The organism is Terriglobus albidus (assembly GCF_008000815.1).
GTDB lineage: Bacteria > Acidobacteriota > Terriglobia > Terriglobales > Acidobacteriaceae > Terriglobus > Terriglobus albidus_A.
In genome coordinates, this window is record NZ_CP042806.1 from 5538628 (window position 1) to 5561896 (window position 23269).

Consider the following 23269-nt stretch of genomic DNA (forward strand, 5'->3'; position numbering starts at 1 on the left):
GTATGGACATCGCAAAGGAGTAGTGGTATTCCTTTGGTGTATCCAAAGGAGCGACATGGCCGCGGACAAATCGGAAGTTCTTCAGGGAACCCTGGATCTCATGATCCTCAAGACTCTGCATGCCCTGGGCCCGTTGCATGGTTTTGGCATTGCGCGGCGTATCGAGCAACTCAGCGATGACGTCCTTACGTTGAACGAAGGGACCGTCTACACGTCGCTGCTCCGGCTGCAGCAGAAGAGCTGGATCGCCAGCGAATGGGGTGTCTCGGAAAACAACCGCCGCGCCCGCTTCTACCGGATCACCAAACGAGGCCTGAAGCAACTCGCCATCGAGACCGAAAACTGGGAGAGAATCTCCGGCGTAATCGGCCGCGTGCTCGCGCTTGAGACGAAGGTCGAGCCATGATGGACCGCGCGCTCGTCTTCCTCGCCAGGCTCAAGGCGCTCTTTCTGCGGTCATCCGACGATGCTGCCTTCGACAACGAAGTGGAAGCTCATCTCGAGATGCTGGCCGAACGCTACCAGAGCCAGGGCATGGATGCGGCAGAAGCGAAGCGAGCGGCGCGGCGGCAGTTCGGGAACGTAACCCTGCTCACTCAGAAGAGAAAGGAAGCGAGAACGACCATGTTCTTCTCCAACGTTGCGCGTGATCTGCGATATGGCGTGCGTCAGCTTGTAAAGACGCCTGTATTCACCCTCGTCTGCGTCCTGACCCTGGCTCTTGGGGTGGGAGCGAACACGGCCGTCTTCAGCGTGATGCATGCCGTCCTTACGAAGATGCTGCCGGTGCATGATGCCTCCCGGGTTGTTTACGTGCACACCAGCGATCTCCCCGACGGCGCCCATAACACAGGCGACTTCAACACCTCCTTCTCCTATGCCGCCTATCGTGAGTTCCGCGAGCACAGCGGTTTGCAGGAGGTCATCGGTTATATTCCGATGTCCTCAAGCGGAAAGGCGCCTGTCCGCGTTGGCGTTCTTCCCGAGGAGGCAGCGGGAGACATGGTGAGCGGGAACTACTTCAGCGGCTTAGGCGTTGGTGTGGAGCAGGGACGCGGATTCGTTCAGAAGGATGAAGACGACCACGCGGCCGTCACCGTGATCAGCGAGAACTTCTGGACGTCACACTATGCCCACAGTCCCGACGTGATCGGAAAGACGCTCTTGATCAAATCACACCCCTTCACCATTGTCGGTGTCGCAGCAAAAGGATTCGAAGGCACGGAAGGCCGTATTCCGCTGGATTTCTGGATTCCGCTGCAGAGCGATCCGGAGTTCAATGCATGGGGCAATCCAGCGGTCGACGGAACCTATCTCACGCTTCCCACCTTCTGGTGCATCCGCCTGCTGGCGCGTATACCTGATGGCGTCACTCAGGAGCAGGCGCTCGCCAAGGCGCAGGGCATCTTCCAGCAGGTGGCTTATCTTGGCATCGCGCAGAAACGCGCGGGAGAACGAGTCCCACAGCTCTCGTTCTTCCCGGCAAAGCAGTTCGATGGACAGGACGAGTCCTTTGCCCGCTCCCTTAAGACACTGATGGCGATGGTCGGTCTGGTTCTATTGATCGCTATGTGCAACATCGTAATGCTGCTGATGGCGCGCAACGCCAATCGCCAACGGGAGTTCAGCATTCGCCTGGCCATCGGTGCGGGCCGCAAGGAGATTGCGCGGCAATTGCTGACTGAAAGTTTTCTGCTGGTCACGTTGGGCGGAGTCACAGCGTGGATCTTCGCACTGGGTGCAACACGCGCTCTCGGAGCCTGGGCACAGATCGACTCCAATCTTCAACCCGACTCGGTCGTGCTTTGGTTCACCTTATGTGTGCTGATGCTCTCGGCGCTGGTCTTTGGTCTCGCGCCGCTACGTGCGGCTATTTCTTCAGGACCGGAGATGGCGTTACGCAGCTCTGCCACTGCTTCACAGGTAACGACTCGCAACGTACGCACGGGCAATATCGTGATCGTCATGCAGGTGGCCATGTGTGTCGTGCTCCTGGTAGGAGCCGCGCTGTTGATGGGAACGCTGCGCAACCTGATGAATATCCCCCTGGGGCAGAAGCCGGAGGGAGTCCTCGTCTTTGGTGTTCGACCGCAACACATTCAATCGAAAGAGGAGAGTATCGCATTCTTCGGCAATCTGCAGCAGAGGCTGCGGACGATACCTGGCGTCGAAGCCGTCTCCTTCGCCGCCAATCGCCCAGGCTCAGGCTGGTCCAGCAACAACGGAGGTCTCCGCGTCGACGGCCATAAACCGAATGGGGTTGAGCCTAAAGAGGCTTACTACAGACATAACACCGTTGGTAGTGACTACTTCCGCACCATGGGCGTGCCTGTACTGCAGGGTAGAGACTTCTCCGATGCCGACTCTGCCACTGCTCCCCCGACCGTCATCGTGAATGAGACCTTTGCGAAGAAGTATCTCGGCACCGTAAACGCGGTCGGCCATGTCCTGTCGAACTCGAAGGGGCTTCGCCCGAGACTGATCGTCGGGGTTGTGAAGGATCACAAATATACCGGCATCACCGAAGAGACAAGGCCCATGCACTGGACCGTCTTCATGCAGGAGGATCTTGAAAATCAACTGAATGTTGAGATGCGCGTACAAGGTGATCCCATGGCGATGCTGCCTACCGTGCGCAGGTTCATGCACGAGATTGATCCGGATATGCCACTGCTCGAGCCAATGGCGCAGAGCGAGGTCTTCCGGCTGTCCATCTCGCAGCAGATCATGTTTGCCCGGCTCGCGGGATGCTTTGGCGTGCTTGCAGTTGTGTTGATCTCTACCGGTCTGTACGGAACACTCTCGTACCGGGTGAACAGACGCAACGCGGAGATCGGGGTGCGGATGGCGCTGGGCGCACAGCGCAGACAGATCGTGTGGATGGTCCTGCGCGGAAGCCTGTTGCTTACGGCAGTCGGTGTAGTTATAGGAGTTCCAGCTGCAATCGCTGCTTCTAAAGGAATCGAAAGCTCGTTGTATGGCGTTAAAGCCCTGGACGTCGTCAGCTACCTCTTTGCGATCGCCGGGGTGACCATCGTTGCGCTGGCAGCCAGTGGCCTGCCAGCGGGACGTGCAGGCAGTGTTGATCCTTCTACCGCTCTTCGTGCGGACTAATCCCGGTTCAGAGGAGAGCAACACGATAAAAATTGGTGACCACCGTCGCAGTTAGCCGTCAAAACCACATTGCAGGCAGTTTGGGCTCGGCAGAAACTCGCCCCGGCTTGGGGTGAGAATCCGGGGTGTTTTCATGGCTATGAAGATCCGTGGTTTCTTTCTATTCGGTGCAAGCTTAATGTTTTCAGCGGCAGCCGCAAGACCGGTTGCCAACGCCCAGGAAGCTCCATCCGGTGATGGCAACGGCGCAGCCGCTAAGCCGCAGGTCGTGGAGCATCCTAACCCACTGAAGCGCCGACTCTCAGACAGTGAGCGCATCCGGCAGCAAAAAGATCTCCATAAAGAGATCAAAAGCGACTACAGGAAGTGGGTGGAACAGGACGTCATCTGGATCATCACAGACGAAGAACTGCAGGCATTCAAAAATCTCTCAAACAATGAAGAGCGTGACGCCTTCATTGAAGCCTTCTGGCAGCGCCGTAATCCGAATCCCGACTCACCCGACAATGAATATCGCGAAGAGCACTACCAGCGCATCGCCTATGCGAACGAGCACTTTGCCGCCGGTAAGCCTGGCTGGAAGACCGACCGCGGCCATATTTATATTGCCTACGGCAAGCCGGACAGTATCGATTCGCATCCCTCGGGTGGACAGTATGAGCGTCCCATCGATGAAGGCGGCGGATCCACGTCGACCTACCCGTTTGAGATCTGGCACTACCGCTATCTTGAAGGCGTCAGCGATAACATCGATATCGAATTTGTCGACACCTGCATGTGCGGCGACTACCACATGACCATCGACCGTTCTGAAAAGGACGCGTTGAAGATGGTTCCCGGCGCCGGCCCTACGCTCTACGAGCAGTGGGGGCAGGGCAACAAAACCGACCGCTTTACCCAGGGAGGCCTGGAACAGCTCGGTCTTGGGCCGCGCAGCTCCATGAACCAGTCCAAGCAGTTCGATCGCCTGAACACCTACGCAAAGCTGATGGCCGCTCCGCAGATCAAGTTCAAAGATCTGGAGCAGTATCTGACCACATCGACCATTCTGAATGGACCTCCGTTCCTCTTCGATGTCCGTATGGACTATGTGAAAGTCACAAACGAGACGGTGCTTGTTCCCATAACCCTTCAGGTGAAGAACCGTGATGTCACCTTCTCAAACAAAGATGGAGTGGCGACAGGTACGGTCAACATTCTGGGCCGCGTGAGCAACCTGAACCATAAGGTGGTGCAGACCTTTGAGAACACCGTCAACATCCAGGTTCCGAGTGAACTGCTCCCGAAAACGCAGGACAACGTTTCGGTGTATTGGAAGTCGCTGCCACTGAAGCCGGGTCTGTATAAGGTGGACATCGCCGTCAAAGACGTCAACAATCCTGACCACATCGGGACCTGGAAGAGCAGCGTGAACGTGCCAAAGTTTGATGACGACCGTCTCGCGGCCTCCAGCCTGATTCTGGCCGACAAGATGGACCGCGTGAGCACACACGAGATCGGTGCGGACAACTTCGTGATCGGCAATACTCGCATCCGTCCGCGTGTTTCGGCTGGCTCGGGAGTCCCGGTCACCTTCAAGCGTGACCAGAACCTGAACTTCTGGATGCAGGTTTACAACCTGGGCATCGACGAGAAGAGCAAGGTCAACCGCGCCAGGATCGAGTACCAGATCACTGATCTATCCAACAACAAAGCTTTTCTGGATGCGACAGAAGAGACAGCGAAACTAAATCCTCATTCCGACCAGGTAACGTTGGAAAAGAGCGTCCCGCTTGCCGGCCTTCAGCCAGGCAAGTATCAGGTGACCATCAAGGTGGACGATAGCGTCTCGAAGCAGGAAATTGCCGAATCAGCACCGTTCGTCGTGGAATAGGCAAATTAGCACGGAGCACCGGATAAGCAAATTGTCCTATGAAGCGCTTTTCCCCGATGTTGCATACTTGCAGGGTTGCGATTTCGACTTGATGAGGTTGCCCCATATGCGAGTGAAGTGGATGTGTCTGTCGTTGCTTGGTGTTCTTTCTGTGATCGCGCAGGCGCAGGGAACGGTTCCGGTCTTTCAGTACACAGCAGGCGACCAGGCCTTCACCCTTGCCGGGGGCGATCCCGCGAAGGCAACAACGACACGCATTCCGGTCACGCTGGTGCCGCTGAAGCTGAGCTTTCCCAACAGCCGGCCGGGGTTGCCGCCGCGTGTACTTGACGCCACGGCCGACGTTCCCTCGATCACCTCCTCGCCCATCTTCCAGAGCTTTGCATTTCCCGCAGGCGGCAACACGCAGTACACCGATGCCCTTCTGCGCAGCACAGCCGGCAGCACGGCTACTGGTCACACGCTGCTGGAGAAGCCGGTCGTGAAGGCCGTATCGATCGAGATCCCCGCCGGCCATGGATATCTACTGTCCTCGAAGAAAGATGGTGGCAAGATCGCTGTCGTCGATATGCAGTATGTGCAGCACGAACTATTCAAGCAACTCCCGAAACAGGATGGCCGCCTGGTACTGGCCGTGACCCACAACGTGACCTTCTTTGCAGAGGCAGATGACACCATCTGCTGCGCGACCGGAACACATGGTGTCGATAAGGCAACCGGAACCTCGTTTGTCCTTGGATCGTACTTTGCCAAGACGCCTGCCATCGTGCGTGAGCGCGATATCCAGCCGTTGACGCAGCAACTTGCGGAGTTCTTCAACGATCCGCTGCACGATCCTCTGATGCAGGGCAACAAGCCAACTGGCAATGTCGTACAGACCGGCTGGGCCATGGCGACAGGAGCCTGCGGAGGACGCGGTATCGGTTCGGCCTACTTCCTGCTGCAGCCAACGAACACGAATCACAAGAACAACTTTCCCTTCGCCGAACCATTTACAGCGAAGCAATACCATCTGAGCAATGTGGCGCTCGTGCCCTGGTACACAGGCGGAAGTGGAACCTATAGCTTTCCTGACAAGAACGCTCTGCCGGCTCCGGCAAAGCCATGCGGCGCCCGGCGTCCGGATAACTCCACCAGCGGCAGCGTCCCTACGAGCGCTGGGATACCGAACGATCAGCGGGGCGCGCATCGGCTGATCGGTTACTGGAATGGCTCGCGCGATTTCAAACTGACCGATGTGGCGCCGCAGTGGGACATCATCATTGAGGCATTCGCCGTGCCGGACCACTCCGCTCCTGAGGGCACGCTGCGGTTCACACCGCCGAACGGCTACACCCCGGAACAGTTGCAGGCCGATATCGCCCAGATGAAGTCGAAGAGCAAGAAGGTGATGATCTCGCTGGGTGGCGGCGGCCAGTTCTTCTCCATGGAAAAGCCCGAGAGCGTGCCTACCTTTGTAGATGCGGTTTCAAAGATCGTCTCGCAGTATGGCTTTGATGGTGTGGACATCGACTTTGAGACGCCGTCGCTGGATATCGATGCCAACGACCACGACTTCCGTCATCCCACCACGCCTTCGATTGTGCATCTGATCGAAGGCCTGCGGCAGCTGCACGATAAGTTTGGATCGGGGTTCATGATCAGCCTTGTACCCGAGGGCACACAGATTCCCGCCGCAGCCGTTGTCTATGGCGGGCAGTTCGGCAGCTATCTGCCACTGGCCTATGGGCTGCGCGACATCCTCTCGTTTGTCGATGTACAGGACTACAACACTCCTCCTCTGCAAGGCCTTGATGGCGAGATCTATCAGGCTGCGACGACCGACTATCACGCCATGATGACAGAGCTGGTGTTACGTGGCTTCGCCGTGGCCGGAAACCCGAGCCTGATGTTTCCTCCCATTCCGGCAGACAAGGTGGCCGTTGGCTTCCTGACCGGATATGAAGAGCCCGCAACCATGCGCGCGGGAGTTGAGTATCTGCTCACCGGCAAAAAGCCCGCAGATGCGACCTATAAGCTCGTGCATCCGGCAGGCTATCCAGACTTGCTGGGCGCGATGTATTGGACGATCGATGCGGACCGGCGCGAGAACTATAAATACTCGAACGTGCTGGGGCCGCTGCTGCACACCGCTACCGAAAAACGATAAGGCGCACTTTTGGATCCCGTCTGAGTTGAATGGAAGCGCTGCAGTTCATTGCCGAAAATATTGACTTAGCCTCACTTATCGATCTCTACGGGCACAAGTTGACCGATGAAAGCTCGCCAGAACCCAACCAGCCGTTGCGCGGAGGCGCAACCATTTCGCACCCAAGGTGCGAACGCCTTGCTTAAGGGCATGGCTTCAGCCATGCCGTAGCGACGCTACAAAAACTGCGGCTTTAGCCGCTGAGGGCATTGCTTGAACAGGCCCCCATCAACTCCCCATCGTCAATACAGCACGGAAGCGCGCCTTGCCGCTGTGCATCTGTTCATACGCCGCCGCAACCTCGCTCAGCGGATACTTTTCAATCATCGGATGCACGTCGCTCAGAGCACTGAACTTCAACGTGTCCTGCGAGTCGCGCCCCGTGCCGGAGTACCAACCGGATACCTGGCGGCGTCCCATAATCAACGGAAACACACCGATATTGAGTGGATCGCTCGGCGCAGCCGGAACGAGCAGGTTCCCATTGACGCCCAGCCCCTCCACCACCGAAGAGATCGCTTTCGCGCTGGGAGCGGTTGCCAGAATAATGCGCGCTCCGCCGAGCTTCTGTAGCTCCGCAACCGTGTCCGAAACGTCGGAATCGATATAGTGATGGGCGCCCAGCTTTTTCGCGAGCGCTTCCTTGTCTTTGCCCCGGCCCAGCGCCACCGTCTCAAATCCCATCCTGCGTGCGTATTGCACACCCAGATGACCAAGCCCTCCAATGCCCTGCACCGCGACAACATCGCCGGCGCGCGCGCCCGCATTGCGTAAGGCATTGAAGACTGTGACTCCCGCGCACATAAACGGGCCGGCCTCTTCCGCCGGGAGCCCGTCGGGAATCGCGGCCAGCGACTCCACGGGTGCGACCATGTACTCGCCATAGCCGCCATCGAAGTCGATGCCCGTAATCTTGCGGTTGGCGCACATGGTGAAATCGCCGCGCCGGCATTGGTCGCAGGAAAAGTCGTGTCCACCGTGCCAGCCGACACCGACGCGATCCCCAACCTTCCAGGTCGTGACGCGATCCCCGACAGCATCAATACGGCCGGCGACCTCGTGTCCCGGCACACGGGGATACTGCAGCCCGGGCCAGGCCCCGTCCTTCACCAGGACGTCACTGTGGCAAACACCGCAGGCCTCGACCTTCACGCGGACCTGCCCTGCGCCTGGCTGCGGAATCTCACGCTCTACAAGTTCAAAATCCCCACCCGGCTTACTGATTTGCGCAACCTTCATTGTGTTTGCCATGGACATGCTCCTGGTATGTTTTGCGAATCGGCTGGAACAGCAGAATGGCCTAACAGCATGGCAAGAACCGTGCGGAAGTTCAAGGTTGCCGCCCTGTAGCCGCCACGATAGACCACTGTTTCACAGGTTTGATGCCGGCTGGATATAGGTGGTGTCAACCTTTATCGAAGCTTCACGAAAACATCTTTGTTCGCCTTGCATGCTTTGTGACAGAATGGCGGCTCCTGCTTTTCTGCTCGGCTCATCCCTCTGCGGTTTGCTCCCATGGGATGCAGTACCACCACGTTGTTACAGGAGATGATCGACCATGAGTACGACACCTGCACCCGTTACGCCCGAACGCATCATGCAGTTTGGCTGGGGATACGCCCCGACACTTGCGATCGAAGCTGCCATTCATCACCACGTCTTTGACGTCCTCGATGGCGAACCCAAAACGCTCGCCGAAACGGCAGCTGCCACCGGAGCCTCAGAACGCGGGCTGCGCAGCATCATGAATCTCCTCGTCGGTCTGGGCTTTCTGGCGCGTAATGGAGACAAGTTCACGCTTACACCGGAGAGCGAAGCCTTTCTCGTAAGTACCAAGCCCAGCTTCCAGGGCGGCATGTTCAAACACATCAGCCGGCAGCTTCTCCCGAAGTGGCTGGGGCTGAATGAGGTGGTCGCCTCCGGCAAGCCGGCATACTCCGTGAACGTTGAGGGTGATGGCACCGCCTTCTTTCAAGCCTTTGTGCATGACATCTTTCCGATGAGCTATCCGGCGACGCAGGTGCTGGCCGCGCATCTCGCCCTGGGCAAACGTGAGGGAACGGTACGCATCCTCGACCTGGCCGCCGGCTCCGGCGTGTGGAGCATTGGACTGACGCAGAGCGCGCCGAACGTGGAAGCAACAGCCTTCGACTGGGAGGGTGTGCTGCCCGCCACACGCGCCATGGTGGAGCGCTTCGGACTTACCGCGCGCTACAACTTTATTGCCGGCGACCTGAACACGACTCCCTTCGGCAGCGGCTACGACGTTGCGACTCTGGGGCACATCCTGCACAGCGAAGGCGCAGCTCACAGCCAAACGCTGCTGAAGAAGACCTTCGACGCCCTGAAGCCGGGCGGCACCATCGTCATCGCCGAGTTCCTGGTCAACGCCGATCGCACCGGACCTCCGGGATCGCTGATCTTCGCCGTCAACATGCTGGTCAACACAGAGGACGGTGACGCCTTCTCATTCGAAGAGATCAGCGAGTGGCTTAAGGCAGCGGGCTTCGTCGATGCCCGCACGCTCGACGCTCCAGGACCATCGCCGCTGATACTGGCGACGAAGCCTTAGTCTCTACGACTTCTCACGAGGGATAGATCGAGCCGGAAGCCTAAGGCTCGATCTATCCCTGGCCGCCATCTGATAAGGCCAAGACCGTTGCGGCGGAGTGCATGGCATGGTACCTTCAAACTGCCTCGGAGAAGCTGAGTCATGGATGCGCATCGATACCGCCGCTTGCACGCCGCACTGAGCTTATCGCTGTTTGTCGGTTACTTGACGAGCCGATTCTCAGAGTCTGCGGTCAGCGGACTGGTAGCATTTGCCGGCTTCCTGATCTTCTCAAGCCTGGTCCTCTTCATCGTTAGTTCCTCCTCGTCGATCCATGAAGCAATTGCCACAAGCCTTAGTAATCGGCTTGGCGTGCTGGTTGCACCTGGGCTCTATCGACGCGTGGTGAGACAGCCGGTCGCTGTCTGTCTGGCCACAACCACTCTGGTTCTTCCCTTCCGCTTCCAGCTTCCTCCTCCAAGCTCCTCTCGTTAGCGCTGCAGCAGTAATGACCGTTCTGGTGTAGATGACCAGCCCGGTGCCGTGTTGTCTGCCAGGGCAGATCTGCATACTTCTGCCTTCGCCTGACATGCGGACGCGAATACCCACAGAGCATCAACGCGCATACGGCCGTGGCACGTGCCAACCGTCCGTGTGTCCGCGAGAGGAGAAGTTTATGGCGGAGTTTAAAGACCCGCGCCAGGACAATGGCGTGCGGTTGTTCGTAATCCTGTTCGTCTTTGTAGCAGCAATGTTTTTCACCTTTCAGCGGCGTCCTGCACCGTTGACGCAGCAACAGCGGGTCCCGAACAAGAGCTTCCGGGAAGCAGTTTCTCCTGCTCCGGTGCCGATGAATATCGTTGAGCAGGAGCTTTTTGTTGTGTTGGCGTTCGCTCAATCCCATGTAGCTGCGAAGTGGCAGGGCTCATGGGGCTGGGCAATCGTATTGCTTACCGTTGGGGTCAACCTGCTGATACTGCCATTGCGTATCGCCAGTATGCGGAACGGCCTTAAGATGCGGCGCATACAGCCAGAGATCGAGATCATCAAGGCACGATACAAAGGCATTAAACTGACGGACCCGCGACACAATGACATGGCCGCTGAGATCGCAAAGCTACAAAAAGACAACGGCGTCAACGTCTTTGGTGGATGCATCCCTCTGCTTATCCAAATGCCGCTTTTATTTGCCTTCTTCGGAATGTTACGAAAAGCGGTCGCGCTGCGTGGCGCAGGGTGGCTCTGGCTACATGATCTTTCCACTGCTGACCCGCATCACATCCTGCCGATTCTTATGGTTGTCTTCCAACTCCTGATGCAGTGGTATATGCCGTCGCCTGGAGTCGATGCGAAACAGCAGAAGATCATGGCGTGCATGATGACGATAGGGTTCGGCTATGTCAGTTGGCATTACGCATCGGGACTGGCGCTGTATGCCCTGACAGGCAGTATCTTCTCGATTGCGACGCAGGCGGCAATTAACCTCTCACCTTTAGGGAAAGAGATGAGAGCACTACCGGCGAACCAGATGGGCTAAAGTGGATTTTCGAGTGTAGCCCGAACTAGGTGGGAGCCGTGGGCTTCAGCCCACGGTTTATCGACGCAAAAGTGAACGGGCTTTAGCCCTGGGCTTTCCCTGATAAACAGAGAAGGCCCAGGGCTAAAGCCCATTTCCTTTTTATGCTTCATCAGCGGGCTGAAGCCCGTTGAACACCCCAGCCAGCAAAGCTGGCCGGGGACCCGCTGCTCCCACCATTCGAGCTACGCTCGAGTGCCTGCTCCAGACTCCTTAGCCACGATCGTGCAATACTGGCGCTTCATTACCATGGAGTTCCAATGAAGCGTTTTGTCTTTGTTGCCGTATTGCTCGTGCTTACCTGTGCCGCACCCGCGCAGGTCACCACCTCGCGAGAGCGCATTCTGTTCTACACCGGTGAGTGGCATGGCGAGCGCTTTCCTGATGGCCGGCCGAAGGTACCCGATGCATTGCTCTCCCGCGCGCTCGACGTCACCATCGAGGATGTGTGGGACTTCCTGCAGGGGCATGGCTACAAGAACCAGTTCGAAGGCGGCTGGCAGTCGCTTCACGCCGAACGTCCCTTCGCCGGACGCGCGCTGACCGCGCAATACATGCCATCGCGGCCGGACATGATTGCCGCCATCAAGGCCGAAGGCAAAGCTGAGGGACGCGTCGGCGATACCAATAGCTGGCCTATCAAACAGCTCGAGCAGGGCGATGTGTATGTCGCCGATGGCTTCAGCAAAATCGTCGAGGGAACGCTGATCGGCTCGAATCTCGGCAGCGGCATCGCAGCCCACACTCACGGAGGATTCGTCTTCGACGCCGGCATCCGCGACCAGGAAGAGAATCGTGAGATTTCCGGACTCAACGGCGTCTACCGCGGCTACGATCCATCGGCCTGGGCGCAGATGACGCTGACCGCCATCAATGCTCCCCTGCGCATCGGCAGAGCCGTAGTACTTCCCGGAGATCTGGTAATGGCACGAGCAGATGGCGTCGTCTTTGTTCCCGCGCAGCTTGCGGAAGAAGCCATCAGCAGCGCCGAGTTCACCAAACTGAAGGACGAGTTCAACTTCGAGCAGAACGCGAAAGGCTCCAACGGCGGTCAGTTTGAAGGCGGATGGACAGCAGCAAAGTACCAGGCCTTCCGCGCCTGGGTGAACAGTCACCCTGAGAAGCTGAAGATGTCACAGGAAGAGTTTCAGAAGCTTCTCGCAGCGGCGAGACAGGATTAGGGTGCAGCAACGAACTAGGATTGCTTCTACATCCATCACTGCTTTTGCCCTTGCCCTCAGCGGCTAAAGCCGCCTTCCTTCTGGAGCTCTGTACGGCACGGCTGAAGCCGTGCCCTTAAGCAAAACCATCCTGTGGCATCAATAAGAAACGCGACCCTTGCGAGAGAGTTTCACATCGCATGCTCAACCAGTTCGCGCCGCAGGTGCGAATGCCTTGCTTAAGGGCACGGCTTTAGCCGTGCCGTTCCAGCTTCGAAAGATACGCGGCTTTAGCCGCTGAGGTACGAGGACTCAACGGCATTCACCTACTGCGGCGGCTCTGCCGGGGGCGGTGTCGCATCTTTGCTCTCGCTCTTCTTCGAATGATGGAACGGCTTCGCCACAGCTCTTCCCGTGCCTTTGGCGATCTTGCCAGTTCCCTTCACTGTTCCTACGCCGACATCCTTACCGGCTTCTCCGGCGCCTTTGCCTACATTCTCAGCCGCACCGATTGGATGCAGCGTCACCAGATCTCCAGCGCCTTTGCCAACACCTTCGGCAGCATGGCCTGCGCCCTTGCCTGCACCTTTGCCGATGTCACCACTGCCGCTGCCCACGTCTCCCCCGGCACTTCGTTGATGAGGCTGAGACTGTGACTGAGCAGGCTTGGGCGGCGGAGCCTGCGACGAAGAAGAGTTCTGTCCCATGGCGGCAAGACCAAAGACCAGCGGAGTCACAGACAACAATACGACAGGAGTTCTCATAGCAACCCTCCTCGGGCATTGGATGCGGAACAGCACATATCTGGCTATACCAAGTCCAAAAGCATCGAACTCTGCCGCCAAGCATCAGATTTCATGGGAGATCACTACGCTGCATGAAAAAACTGGGCTTCCTCTCGTTCGGTCATTGGACACCTTCCCCGCAGTCAGGAACACAGTCGGCTGCCGACGCGCTGCTGCAATCCATTGACCTCGCCATTGAGGCTGAGCGTCTTGGAATGGACGGCGCCTATTTCCGCGTCCATCACTTCGCACGGCAACTGGCATCGCCGTTCCCGCTGCTTGCGGCCGTGGGAGCGAAGACCAGCAAGATCGAAATCGGCACAGCCGTGATCGACATGCGGTATGAGAACCCTCACTACATGGCGGAGGACGCCGGTGCTGCCGATCTGATCTCCGGTGGACGCCTGCAGTTAGGCCTCAGCCGCGGATCGCCCGAACAGGTCATCGACGGCTGGCGCTACTTTGGTTATCAACCGGCTGAAGGTGAAACCGATGAAGATATGGGCCGCCAGCATACCGAAGTCTTTCTCGATGCGCTCAGCGGCAAAGGCTTCGCGCAGCCGAACCCGCGGCCGATGTTTCCCAATCCGCCGGGATTACTGCGGCTTGAACCACACTCCGATGGTCTGCGCGACCGCATCTGGTGGGGATCAGCCACGAATGCAACGGCCGTCTGGGCTGCGAAGCTCGGCATGAATATGCAGACCTCAACACTCAAATTCGACGAGACCGGTGAACCACTCCACATCCAGCAAGCCGCGCAGATTCGCGCCTTCCGCGATGCATGGAAAGAAGCGGGCCACTCCCGTACTCCGCGTGTCTCTGTCAGCCGCAGCATCTTTGCCCTGGTCAATGGCCTTGACCGCGCTTACTTCGGATCCGGCAGAGATGAAGAGGACAAGGTCGGCTTTATTGATGCAAATACACGAGCGATCTTCGGCCGCAGCTACGCCGCCGAACCCGACGTCCTGATCGAACAGCTTAGGAAGGATGAGGCGATCACAGAAGCCGACACGCTGCTGCTCACCGTCCCCAACCAGCTCGGCGTTGCCTATAACGCGCATGTACTGGAAGCGATTCTGACGCATGTCGCACCGGCGCTGGGTTGGCGATAAGGCGGGTCATCAGGTTTGACGTAATCCACAGACTGGGTGGCCCATATCCGGGGTCCCCAGCGAGCTTGCTCGTTGGGGTGGTGTCTCGGCATAGCCGAGATGTGGGTTTACAGAAACTACCGTGGCACCCATTCCCACATCTGGCGAAAATGCCGCCAGATATGGGGCACCCCTTACTCGATGTCACATAGCTGAGGAGAACTCGCTCCGCAGAATCTGCTTCTTCCAGAACCCCGGTAACAACTCCAGCGCGCGTACGCGCTGCTGCGTCTCCAGGTCAGCATCTTCAACCAGGCTGTACCGCCAGATATCGGCAACGCTGATCTGTTCCGGCGCTCTGCTCACGATCGTGATCTCATCCCCTGCCGTCAGCGAGCCTTCCTGCACAACCGAGGCATACCAGCCAGGACGATTCTGATGAACAAACAACGCAACCATATCCGGACGCTGGAACTTGATCTGCAGCTTGTAGCAGGGGCTTCTCGGCTGCAGCACCTGCAGCAATGTACTTCCAATCTGAATCACATCGCCGATACAAAGATCAGCTTCTGAAAATCCTTCGGAAGTAATGTTCTCTCCGAAGGCTCCGGGAGCGAGCGGCCCTATGCCCAGCAGCTTCTCCCACATCGCATAATGTTCCCGCGGATAGAAGTACACGGCTTTCTGCGGGCCGCCGTGAACCGTCAGGTCGGCTTGCTTATCGCCCTCCAGTCCCAGGTGGCGGGCAGTCACGGCGCCGGATACCGACTCCTTGAAGATGGCGGTACTCACAACCTTCCCGAAGAACTCAACCTCACGCGGCTTGCCAACATTGACCGAGTACACCTTGCCTACACCTGACACCGAACACCGTCCTTTCGATCTATCAAAAAGGTTAGATGTTTCTGGGGCATCGCTGGAAGCAACAAAATCAATCGTGGCGGAGCGCCTCCATTGGCTCAATGCGAGACGCACGCGCAGCAGGGATCCATGCGGCCGTAACTGCAATGGCCAACAGCAGCAAACCGGCGCCGGTGAGTGAGATCGGGTCATTGGGCCCGAGGCCAAAGAGCATGGATTTGACCAGCCTGCCAAGCGCGACTGCGGAGACGAGCCCGGCGGCAATGCCGATGACCGTAAGCCAAATGCTCTCCCGTAGCACCATGGCGCGGACGCGTGCACGCTGCGCTCCAAGGGCGAGACGGATGCCGATCTCGCTGGTACGCTGAGCCACGGTGTACGTCATGATCCCATAGATGCCGACACAGGCCAGCGCCAGGGCGAGGACGCCGAAGCCAACCGTGAGCGAGGCGAAGATGCGCTCCTGCTGGGTGGTGGCGTCGATCTGTTCCTGCTGCGTACGGATGTCGATCAGAGGGAGATCTTTGTCGATGCGCTGCACCGCGGCACGGAGCGACGGAACGATGGCTTCGGGTGGCATTGCAGTACGGACGATATAACTAGCTCCGCCGATCTCGTGCTGCTGGCGGTAGAGGTCGAAGTGCAACGCTTCAGGCTTGCGGCGGAGGCTGTTGTAGTGGACGTCGGCACAGACGCCGACGATCTCGTACCAGATCATGCGACCCGGATCATCGTCGGTGCTGAAGCGTTTGCCGATTGGATTTTCTCCCGGGAAAAACTTCTTTGCGGCTGATTGCGTGATGACAGCCGTAGCGCGCGGCGACTCAGCATCCTGCTGGGTGAAGGCGCGTCCTGAAACGATAGGGATACGCATCACCTGAAAGAAATCCGGGCCGACATTGGCGAGGTCAGAGTTTTCGTCGGAACCGTTATGCCGAGACCTGCCTTCGACGTTAAAGTTTGCGTTGGAACGAGAGTTGGCAATGAGGACGACGTCTGAGAGCGCTACATCTTCAACGCCTGGAACAACACGGATGGCATCTTCAAGACGATGGTGCAGGGCGATATCCTGCGGCGCCGGGTAACTCTTCGACGGAGGACTGATCTCGAAGAGAAGTAGATGGTCGGCGCGGAAGCCAGGGTCGATGTTATTGAGATGAATCAGCGTGCGGATGAAGAGACCGGCCCCTGCAAGCAGCAGCGTGGAGAGCGCGACCTGGAAGGCAACAATCGCACGTCCGCTTAGCGCTTTGCGATGACGCGTAGCTGTACCCGCGCCTTCTTTGAGGGAAGAGTTAATCTCCGCCCGCGTGGCCGCCCAGGCTGGAAGCGCGGCGAAGAGGATTCCCGACAACAGCGTCAGCACCGCGGTAAAAGCAAAGATCTTCCAGTCGAAGGGGATGTGAAGATCCTGACTCTCCCATACGTTGAAAAGAAACCTGGGAAGCGTCGAGTGTCCAAAGTATGCGGCGACAAGACCGAGCGTGCCTCCAGCCGCGGAGAGCAGCATGCCCTCGGTGATGACCTGGCGGAGGATGCGCGAACGGCCTGCGCCAAGAGCCAGACGGACAGACATCTCGCGCTGCCGTGCGAGCGTACGCGCCAACATAAGATTGGCGACATTGGCACAGGCAAGCACAAGCACCAGGCCGACAAACACCAGGAGCACGTTGAGCGGCTTCGCCAAATGCTTTCCGGAGAAGTTCAGGCCCCGGCTTCCGTCGGTAACCTCGAGGGTAGGCAGGGTCTCGTCGGCCTCTGGTGACATCGTGGAACGGATGGCGGCATCCAGTGAGACCTGTAACGCCGCACGTGCCTTCTCGTCGGAGATGCCCGGTTTGGTACGCGCCATCACGTTGATCCAGAAGAGTAGCCGACTGGAGAGAATAGGACCCAGACGTGCAGATTCCGCCCGCAACACCGGTATCATCGAGATCGGCATAAAAATGTCAGGCGAGACCTGAACTGATTTGGCCCCGGTGAAGGATGGCGGATTCACCCCGATGACCGTAATCGGCAGGGTGTTTACCGTGATGACCTTGCCGACGACGTTGGGGTCGCTTCCGAAGGAGTGTCTCCAGAGAGCGTTGCTGATGACGGCAACGGCGCCCGTCCCCGGAGCTCCATCATCAGAGGACACGATAGGACGGCCCACCACAGGACGAATGCCGATCTGTTCATAGAGATTTCCGGAGACGAGCTCGACCTGGACGACTCGAGCCTGGCCATCAATCGTCGCATTGGCCTGCCCGAGATTCTTAAAGGCAAAGATCTCGCTAAGGACGGTGTTATCGCGGCGAAGCTGCTGATAGACCGGATAAGAAAAAGAGTCGAACTCCGAACGGCCGCCATCATCCTTGTCCCACTCTCCCCAGGAGGCATGGACGACAACATTCTTATCTCCTGTCAGGTGAAGCAGACGAAGCTGCTCCGGATGCGGAACCCCGAGCCGCTCATAGAGCGCCGCATTGGCGACGGAGAAGATCGTCGTGTTCGCTCCGATGGCGAGCGCAAGAGAACCGGCAGCAATCGCAGTGAACGACGGATTCTTGCGAAGAATACGGGCGGCGTAGCGAAGATCGGCGAGTAGATCATCGAACCAGCGCACGCCGAGCGAGCGGCGAACCTCATCGTGATGAGTATTCGCAGAGCCTAGCTCCATGCGGGCCTGGCGAGCGGCTTCGGCAGGCGACAGGCCCTGGCGAACCAGGTCATCAGCGCGGGCCTCGAGATGGAAACGAAGCTCCTCCTCAATCTGCGAGGCAAGCTCCGAACGGCGGAAGAGTGAAACGACCGTAGACCGCAGACGCGCGAAGAACTTCATTCACCCCTCCTATTCGTTTGCCGGCACTGACGTAAGACTCAGGATCGATCCCATGATGCCGGCCATACGATTCCATTTCTCCGTCTCGGCAGCCAGACGCTTGCGGCCCTGGGGCGTGAGCGAGTAATAGCGGGCGCGGCGGTTGTTCTCGCTCTCGCCCCACTCACCGCGGAGGTCCCCATCATGCTCCAGCCGATAGAGGGCGGGATACAGCGACCCCTGCTGGATCACAAGCTGATCGCCGGAGATCTGCTGAATACGGAGCAGAACGCCATAGCCATGCAGCTTGCCGAGCGAGACCGCCTTGAGAATCAGCAGGTCAAGTGTTCCCTGGAGCAGGTCGGCGGGTTTGGGTGGCATACACTCTCCTTGATTGTCTAGGAGAGTAGAACGGACTCTCCTAGATCGTCAAGGAGAAGATTCTTCGGTCCCAATGAACTGGTGCCCCCACACCCGGGGTCCCAATGAGCTTGCTCGTTGGGGTGGTGTCTCGGCTATGCCGAGATGTGGGTTTTCAGAGCGCTGGATAACTTCAACTGCCGTGGTACTTTCCCACATCTGGCGATGATGCCGCCAGATATGGGGCACCCGATTTCCTGCGAAGACAGAAGAGATTATTGACATCACCATCCGCCCTGTGACACCGTACCGGTAGCGCGCTCTGGGGCGCCTCCTGTCCGCGGCAAGGGAGAGTACTCCCACCCACCTTCAACCTGTGTTTCTGCAAGGACCTTTCATCCGGCCCTGAGCTCAGCGGACCTGGGCAATTACGGAAGGAAGGTACTATGTCCCGCCAGATCACGCCCTCTACCTCACTCGACAATCTGCGCCGCGAAGCCAAACGCTGGCTTGCCGCTCTGCGCGCAGAGGACCCCGTTGCGCGCGAACGTTTCACCCACGCTTATCCAAAACACACTGGAACAATGGTCCTGCGCGATGTGCAGCATGCCCTTGCCCGCGAGTTCGATTTCGCAAGCTGGAACGAGTTGAAGCTTGCCATTCAGGAGACAGCAAAGTCCCGGACACTCGCGATGCATCAACAGGCCGCAGTGGATTTTGTCGCTGCCTACAAGGGCGACGCCGAAGCCCTGCAACGCCTGAACCGCTACTACCATCGCGAGTTCACGATGGCGGATCTCAAGGCAGAGATCTGGCGGCGCGATTATGCCTATCGCCAGCGTGCCTGGAAACGTGCCGAGGGGAAGGGGACCGACAACGAGTTCCCCCTCGAAGAAGCGCAGCTCCTGCTGGCGCAGGATGCAGGCTTCGGCAGTTGGGAGAAACTGGTCGCCGCGGTCAGCACAGGCCAGCCTCCACAAGGTGAACCGTACGCGATCGATACCAAAGACAACCGCATCGGCCCACGCCGCCGCATGTCCGCCGCCGATTGGGACGCGCTCATTGTGGTTATGCGGGAGCAGCGCATTTCGACGCTCGACGCCAACGGACACATGACCGACGACGCGCTCGCGAAGATCGCCTCACTCGACTTCGTCACCCGCCTGAACCTCGGCGGGTCGCGCGAGCTCACCGACGATGGCCTGCTGCACCTCGCACGTATGCCGCAGCTGGAACAACTCGACTTGAGCGAATATCCCGGCGGCAAGCTGACCGACCGCGGCCTCGAGGTATTGCGCCATCTCCCTAACCTCCGCAAGTTCGAGATGACGTGGCAGTCGGCCATCACGGATCGCGGCGCAGCCAACCTGCGTTTCTGCGAGCTGCTGGAAGAGGTCGACCTGATGGGCTCGCCCACCGGAGATGGCGTTATTGAAGCGCTGCAGGGCAAGCCGCATCTTCGCCGCTTCAGTACTGGAAGATACGTGACCGATGCGGGCATTCCGCTGCTTCACAACTTCCCTCTGCTCAAGACACACACCGGCGAGCGGGCAAAGCTGGTGCTTGATGGGCCTTTCACCAACGCGGGCCTGCAGGCACTCGCCGGGCTCGATGGCTTGCTGGAACTCGATCTCTTCTGGCACGTCGACCGCATCACCACTGACGGCTTTGCACACCTGCTCAAGCTGCCCCATCTCGAATCGCTCGGCTGCGATGGACGACTCAGCGACAACGTCGCGCTGCAACACATCGGAACCATGCCCCGGCTGAAGCGCCTGCGGATTCAGGAGGCTGCCGCCGATGATGATGGCTTTATGGCTCTGGCACGGTCGCAGAGCATTGAACAGATCTGGGGACGCATCTGCGAACACTTCGGCAACCGCGGCTTTCTCGCTTTCTCCAAAATGCCGGCGCTACGCAACCTCGGCATCGGCTGCAGGAATGTCGACGACGCCACGCTTGCCTCGCTGCCTGACTTCCCTGCATTGCGCGAGCTGACGCCGATCGACTTCACCGACAGCGGCTTCCGCCACATCGGTCGGTGTCGCCTGCTAGAACACCTGAGCTGCATGTACTGCCGCGAGACCGGCGACGCCGCTACTGAAGCGATCCAGATGCTGCCGCTGAAGCACTACTATGCCGGCCTGACACAGATCACCGACAGCAGCATGGAGTTTCTCAGCAGGATAGAAACGTTAGAGAAGATCGAGTTCTACGAGTGCCTAAAGATCACCGATGGCGGTCTGCCATTCCTCGCGAAGCTACCACGGCTGCGCGAAATCCATCTCGACCACTTACCCGGAGTCACGCTGGATGGAACCAAAGTGTTCGGACCCGAGGTCAACGTCTACTACTCCACGTAGTGTTCTATAGACATCGAGCGAAGCTCGAGCTGTTTTGCTTAAGGGCACGGCTTCAGCCGTGCCGTATGTGGACCAGAAAGCTCGCGGCTTTAGCCGCTGAGGGCATGGTCTGCGTACCTCAGCGGCTAAAGCCGCATCTCTTTTTGCTTTTGTGCGGCACGGCTGAAGCCGTGCCCTTAAGCAATACACTCGAGCGAAGCTCGAACGCCTACTCATGCTTCGCATGAGTAGGCACTAAGCTTACTTACTTGTGTGCAGTCAACGGGCGAATCTTGATGTTGCGGAAGTAAACGACGTCGCCGTGGTCCTGCAGCAGGATGTGCCCATCGGAAGCATCGCCAAAGCCTTTGAAGTCCTTGAACTTGCTCTGCGCCAGGGCCTCCCGGAAGGTCGGCGAGGTGCGGTCATACTCCAGCACCTTCACCCCGTTGAGCCAGTGTTCAGCGTGATTGCCGCGCACCACGATGCGCGCTGTGTTCCACTCACCGATGGGACGCGTTGGCTTGTTCTCTGCCGCCGGCAGAATGTCATAGAGCGAGGCCGTCTTGCGATCGCCGTTACGTCCGAGCTTGGCATCGGGGTGCACATCGTCATCCAGCAGCTGGTACTCAAAGCCAATGACGGAGTGCGCCGCCTCATTCACCTTGTCGTTGACGAAGTACTTCACGCCGCTGTTGGCGCCGCGCGTCAGCTTGAAGTCAACGGTAAGTTCGAAGTCGCCGAAGATATCGTCCGAAACGACATCGCCCTGGTGCGACTCCGAGGACCGCAGATGCAGCACGCCGTCCTTGATCTCTGCGCCGTCCACCGGCACGTTCGTACCCTTGGCGCTATGCCATCCCTGCATCGAGGCGCCATCCCACAGCAGCCGCCAACCGGCAGCCTTTTCCTTGGGAGAGAGGGTGTTGTTCTGCGCGTAGACGGCAGGCACGAGAAGAAGCAACAGGGCAGGAGCGGTAAATAGCGATTTCATAGGAATCCAATGGTACACGCACTCAACTATCCCTTTGCAAACGCTTGACGCCCGCCGGCTCCCGCACTACGCTGATGCCAGCGCGAGGGGCGCATCCAGTCCGCGGAAAGGGCCGTGCCCACCCATTTACACAACTGAAGGACGAACCTTCTTTCAGCCTGATCTGTGCGGACTCCAGGCACGCCGTGAAAGGAGATTCGCATGTTTCCCAATCCGCAGGACGCCCTTCCGCAACCCGCCCGCCTCAGCCTGGAACAATACCGCAAGCTCGCCAAGGACCTGGTTAAGGTCTGCAAAACCGGAGACCCAGAAGCCATCCACAACCGCATCACCCTATGGATTCGCGACCTGGTAAGCCATAGCGGCCTCGACCTCACACCCACCCTTCCGGTTGCCGTCGAAGGTTGGATCGACGAGATCACAATCTTCACCACACAAACACTGCTCAACGGCAAGCGCACCTGCGCGCTGACCGATGCGCAGTTCGTGATTGCGCGTTCCCATGGATTCGCAAGCTGGCCAAAGTTCATGCAACACATCGAGCAGGCCAGTGTCGTTACGTCTGCGGTCGCAGAGTTTGAGGCAGCCGCTGACGCCATCATCTGCGGCGACCTGGCAACGCTGAAACGGCTGATCGAGAAAAACCCCAGTCTGGTGGGGCAACACTCCACTCGCGAACATCACGCGACTCTGCTGCACTACACCTCTGCCAATGGAGTGGAAGGCTATCGCCAGCGAACCCCGGCCAATATTGTTGCCATCGCGGAGTTCCTTCTGGAAGCCGGTGCGCAGATCGATGCCGAGGCCGATGTATATGGCGGCGGATGCACCACGCTTGGCCTGGCAGCCACGAGTGTTCATCCTGAAACAGCAGGCGTGCAGGAGGCACTACTGCAGCTCCTGCTCGATCACGGCGCGCAGATCGAAAAGCCAAACCTCGCCGGCAATGGCACAGGCGCTGTCGTCTCCTGCCTGGCGAATGGACGGTTGCAGGCTGCTGTCTTTCTTGCCTCGCGAGGCGCGCACCTCGATCTTGAAGGCGCAGCTGGTGTGGGCAGGCTCGATACAGTGAAGACTTTCTTCGACACATCCGGACAATTGCTGGCGCCTGCAACCAAACGCCAACTGCAGAAGGGATTTCTCTGGGCCTGCATGTACGGATGGAACGATGTCGTTGTCTTTCTGCTGGATCATGGCGCGAACGTGCGCGATCCCGCAGAGACCGGCGCCACCGGCCTGCACTGGGCCGCCGGCGGAGCGCATCTTGGCATCGTCAAACATCTGCTGCTTGCCGGCTCTTCACTGGAGGACCTCAACCGCTGGGGAGGCACGGTTCTGGAACATGCGGGATACGGCCTCGAACACAACACCGCAAACGCCGACTTCGCTGCAACCTTTGAAGCATTGCTGGCAGCAGGCGCAGCAATACGCGGTCCGGAAGTTCCGGGATCCTGGCTGCGATGGATCGACCGGCTGAAAGATCTCCCTGCTGCGCAGAAAAATAGGATTGCCGAGATTTTTCGCCGCTATGCGTCAACTCGATAAATCATCGCCCGTCTTATGTAAAC

Annotated in this window: 17 protein-coding genes; 11 read left to right on the forward strand and 6 right to left on the reverse strand. The window is 58.6% G+C overall.

The genetic code is table 11. From position 1 onward, the window contains the following. Positions 1–55 precede the first annotated feature (55 nt). The 4 genes from FTW19_RS22195 to FTW19_RS22210 all read left to right on the forward strand — a co-directional run bounded on the left by FTW19_RS22195 (position 56) and on the right by FTW19_RS22210 (position 7136). Positions 56–406 carry a PadR family transcriptional regulator gene (locus FTW19_RS22195; protein ID WP_147649767.1) on the forward strand — a complete coding sequence of 117 codons (351 nt, stop codon included), beginning with the start codon at positions 56–58 and terminating at the stop codon, positions 404–406. Further along, positions 403–3114 (forward strand): ABC transporter permease, encoded by a 2712-nt coding sequence (locus FTW19_RS22200; RefSeq protein WP_147649768.1) that lies wholly within the window; start codon positions 403–405, stop codon positions 3112–3114. The genes FTW19_RS22195 and FTW19_RS22200 overlap by 4 nt, the downstream gene beginning before the upstream one ends. A gap of 139 nt (positions 3115–3253) precedes the next feature. Further along, positions 3254–4987 (forward strand): GWxTD domain-containing protein, encoded by a 1734-nt coding sequence (locus FTW19_RS22205; RefSeq protein ID WP_147650796.1) that lies wholly within the window; start codon positions 3254–3256, stop codon positions 4985–4987. A 106-nt stretch (positions 4988–5093) separates the two neighbouring features. After that, positions 5094–7136, forward strand: a complete 2043-nt coding sequence (locus tag FTW19_RS22210) for a glycosyl hydrolase family 18 protein (RefSeq protein WP_147649769.1) — start codon at positions 5094–5096, stop codon at positions 7134–7136. 267 nt (positions 7137–7403) lie between these two features. On the opposite strand, the gene FTW19_RS22215 is transcribed toward FTW19_RS22210, so the two are convergent. Beyond that, entirely contained in the window at positions 7404–8426 is a 1023-nt protein-coding gene (locus FTW19_RS22215; protein WP_147649770.1) for an alcohol dehydrogenase, read from the reverse strand. Positions 8427–8733: 307 nt separating this feature from the next. On the opposite strand from FTW19_RS22215, the gene FTW19_RS22220 reads away from it, so the two are divergent. From FTW19_RS22220 to FTW19_RS22235, 4 genes are all read left to right on the forward strand, one after another. Next, positions 8734–9747 (forward strand): methyltransferase, encoded by a 1014-nt coding sequence (locus FTW19_RS22220; RefSeq protein ID WP_246153449.1) that lies wholly within the window; start codon positions 8734–8736, stop codon positions 9745–9747. Between the two features lie 141 nt (positions 9748–9888). Next, positions 9889–10221 (forward strand): hypothetical protein, encoded by a 333-nt coding sequence (locus tag FTW19_RS22225; protein ID WP_147649771.1) that lies wholly within the window; start codon positions 9889–9891, stop codon positions 10219–10221. A 181-nt stretch (positions 10222–10402) separates the two neighbouring features. Next, complete coding sequence (locus tag FTW19_RS22230) at positions 10403–11263, forward strand: membrane protein insertase YidC (protein WP_246153450.1); 861 nt, start codon at positions 10403–10405, stop codon at positions 11261–11263. A 299-nt stretch (positions 11264–11562) separates the two neighbouring features. Next, entirely contained in the window at positions 11563–12483 is a 921-nt protein-coding gene (locus FTW19_RS22235; RefSeq protein WP_147649773.1) for an RraA family protein, read from the forward strand. A 305-nt stretch (positions 12484–12788) separates the two neighbouring features. On the opposite strand, the gene FTW19_RS22240 is transcribed toward FTW19_RS22235, so the two are convergent. After that, positions 12789–13226: a hypothetical protein gene (locus tag FTW19_RS22240; protein ID WP_147649774.1), complete on the reverse strand. Its 438-nt coding sequence runs from the start codon at positions 13224–13226 to the stop codon at positions 12789–12791. A 113-nt stretch (positions 13227–13339) separates the two neighbouring features. Between FTW19_RS22240 and FTW19_RS22245 the strand changes: the two genes are divergently transcribed. Beyond that, positions 13340–14362, forward strand: a complete 1023-nt coding sequence (locus FTW19_RS22245; RefSeq protein ID WP_147649775.1) for an LLM class flavin-dependent oxidoreductase — start codon at positions 13340–13342, stop codon at positions 14360–14362. Positions 14363–14545: 183 nt separating this feature from the next. Here FTW19_RS22245 and FTW19_RS22250 read toward each other — a convergent pair whose 3' ends face one another. From FTW19_RS22250 to FTW19_RS22260, 3 genes are all read right to left on the reverse strand, one after another. Beyond that, positions 14546–15205: an MOSC domain-containing protein gene (locus tag FTW19_RS22250; protein ID WP_187143489.1), complete on the reverse strand. Its 660-nt coding sequence runs from the start codon at positions 15203–15205 to the stop codon at positions 14546–14548. A 67-nt stretch (positions 15206–15272) separates the two neighbouring features. Continuing rightward, the gene (locus tag FTW19_RS22255) at positions 15273–18026 is read right to left on the reverse strand and encodes an ABC transporter permease (protein WP_147649777.1); all 2754 of its coding nucleotides are present in this window, start codon (positions 18024–18026) and stop codon (positions 15273–15275) included. A gap of 9 nt (positions 18027–18035) precedes the next feature. Further along, entirely contained in the window at positions 18036–18386 is a 351-nt protein-coding gene (locus tag FTW19_RS22260; protein WP_147649778.1) for a PadR family transcriptional regulator, read from the reverse strand. 425 nt (positions 18387–18811) lie between these two features. Between FTW19_RS22260 and FTW19_RS22265 the strand changes: the two genes are divergently transcribed. Then, positions 18812–20728, forward strand: coding sequence for a hypothetical protein (locus tag FTW19_RS22265; protein ID WP_147649779.1), 1917 nt, complete (start codon positions 18812–18814; stop codon positions 20726–20728). A gap of 244 nt (positions 20729–20972) precedes the next feature. Here the strand turns inward: FTW19_RS22265 and FTW19_RS22270 are convergent, their stop codons facing one another. After that, positions 20973–21701, reverse strand: a complete 729-nt coding sequence (locus FTW19_RS22270; RefSeq protein ID WP_147649780.1) for a 3-keto-disaccharide hydrolase — start codon at positions 21699–21701, stop codon at positions 20973–20975. A gap of 201 nt (positions 21702–21902) precedes the next feature. Here FTW19_RS22270 and FTW19_RS22275 point away from each other — a divergent pair, with 201 nt between their 5' ends. Continuing rightward, positions 21903–23246: an ankyrin repeat domain-containing protein gene (locus FTW19_RS22275; protein ID WP_147649781.1), complete on the forward strand. Its 1344-nt coding sequence runs from the start codon at positions 21903–21905 to the stop codon at positions 23244–23246. The last annotated feature ends 23 nt before the right edge of the window (positions 23247–23269 follow it).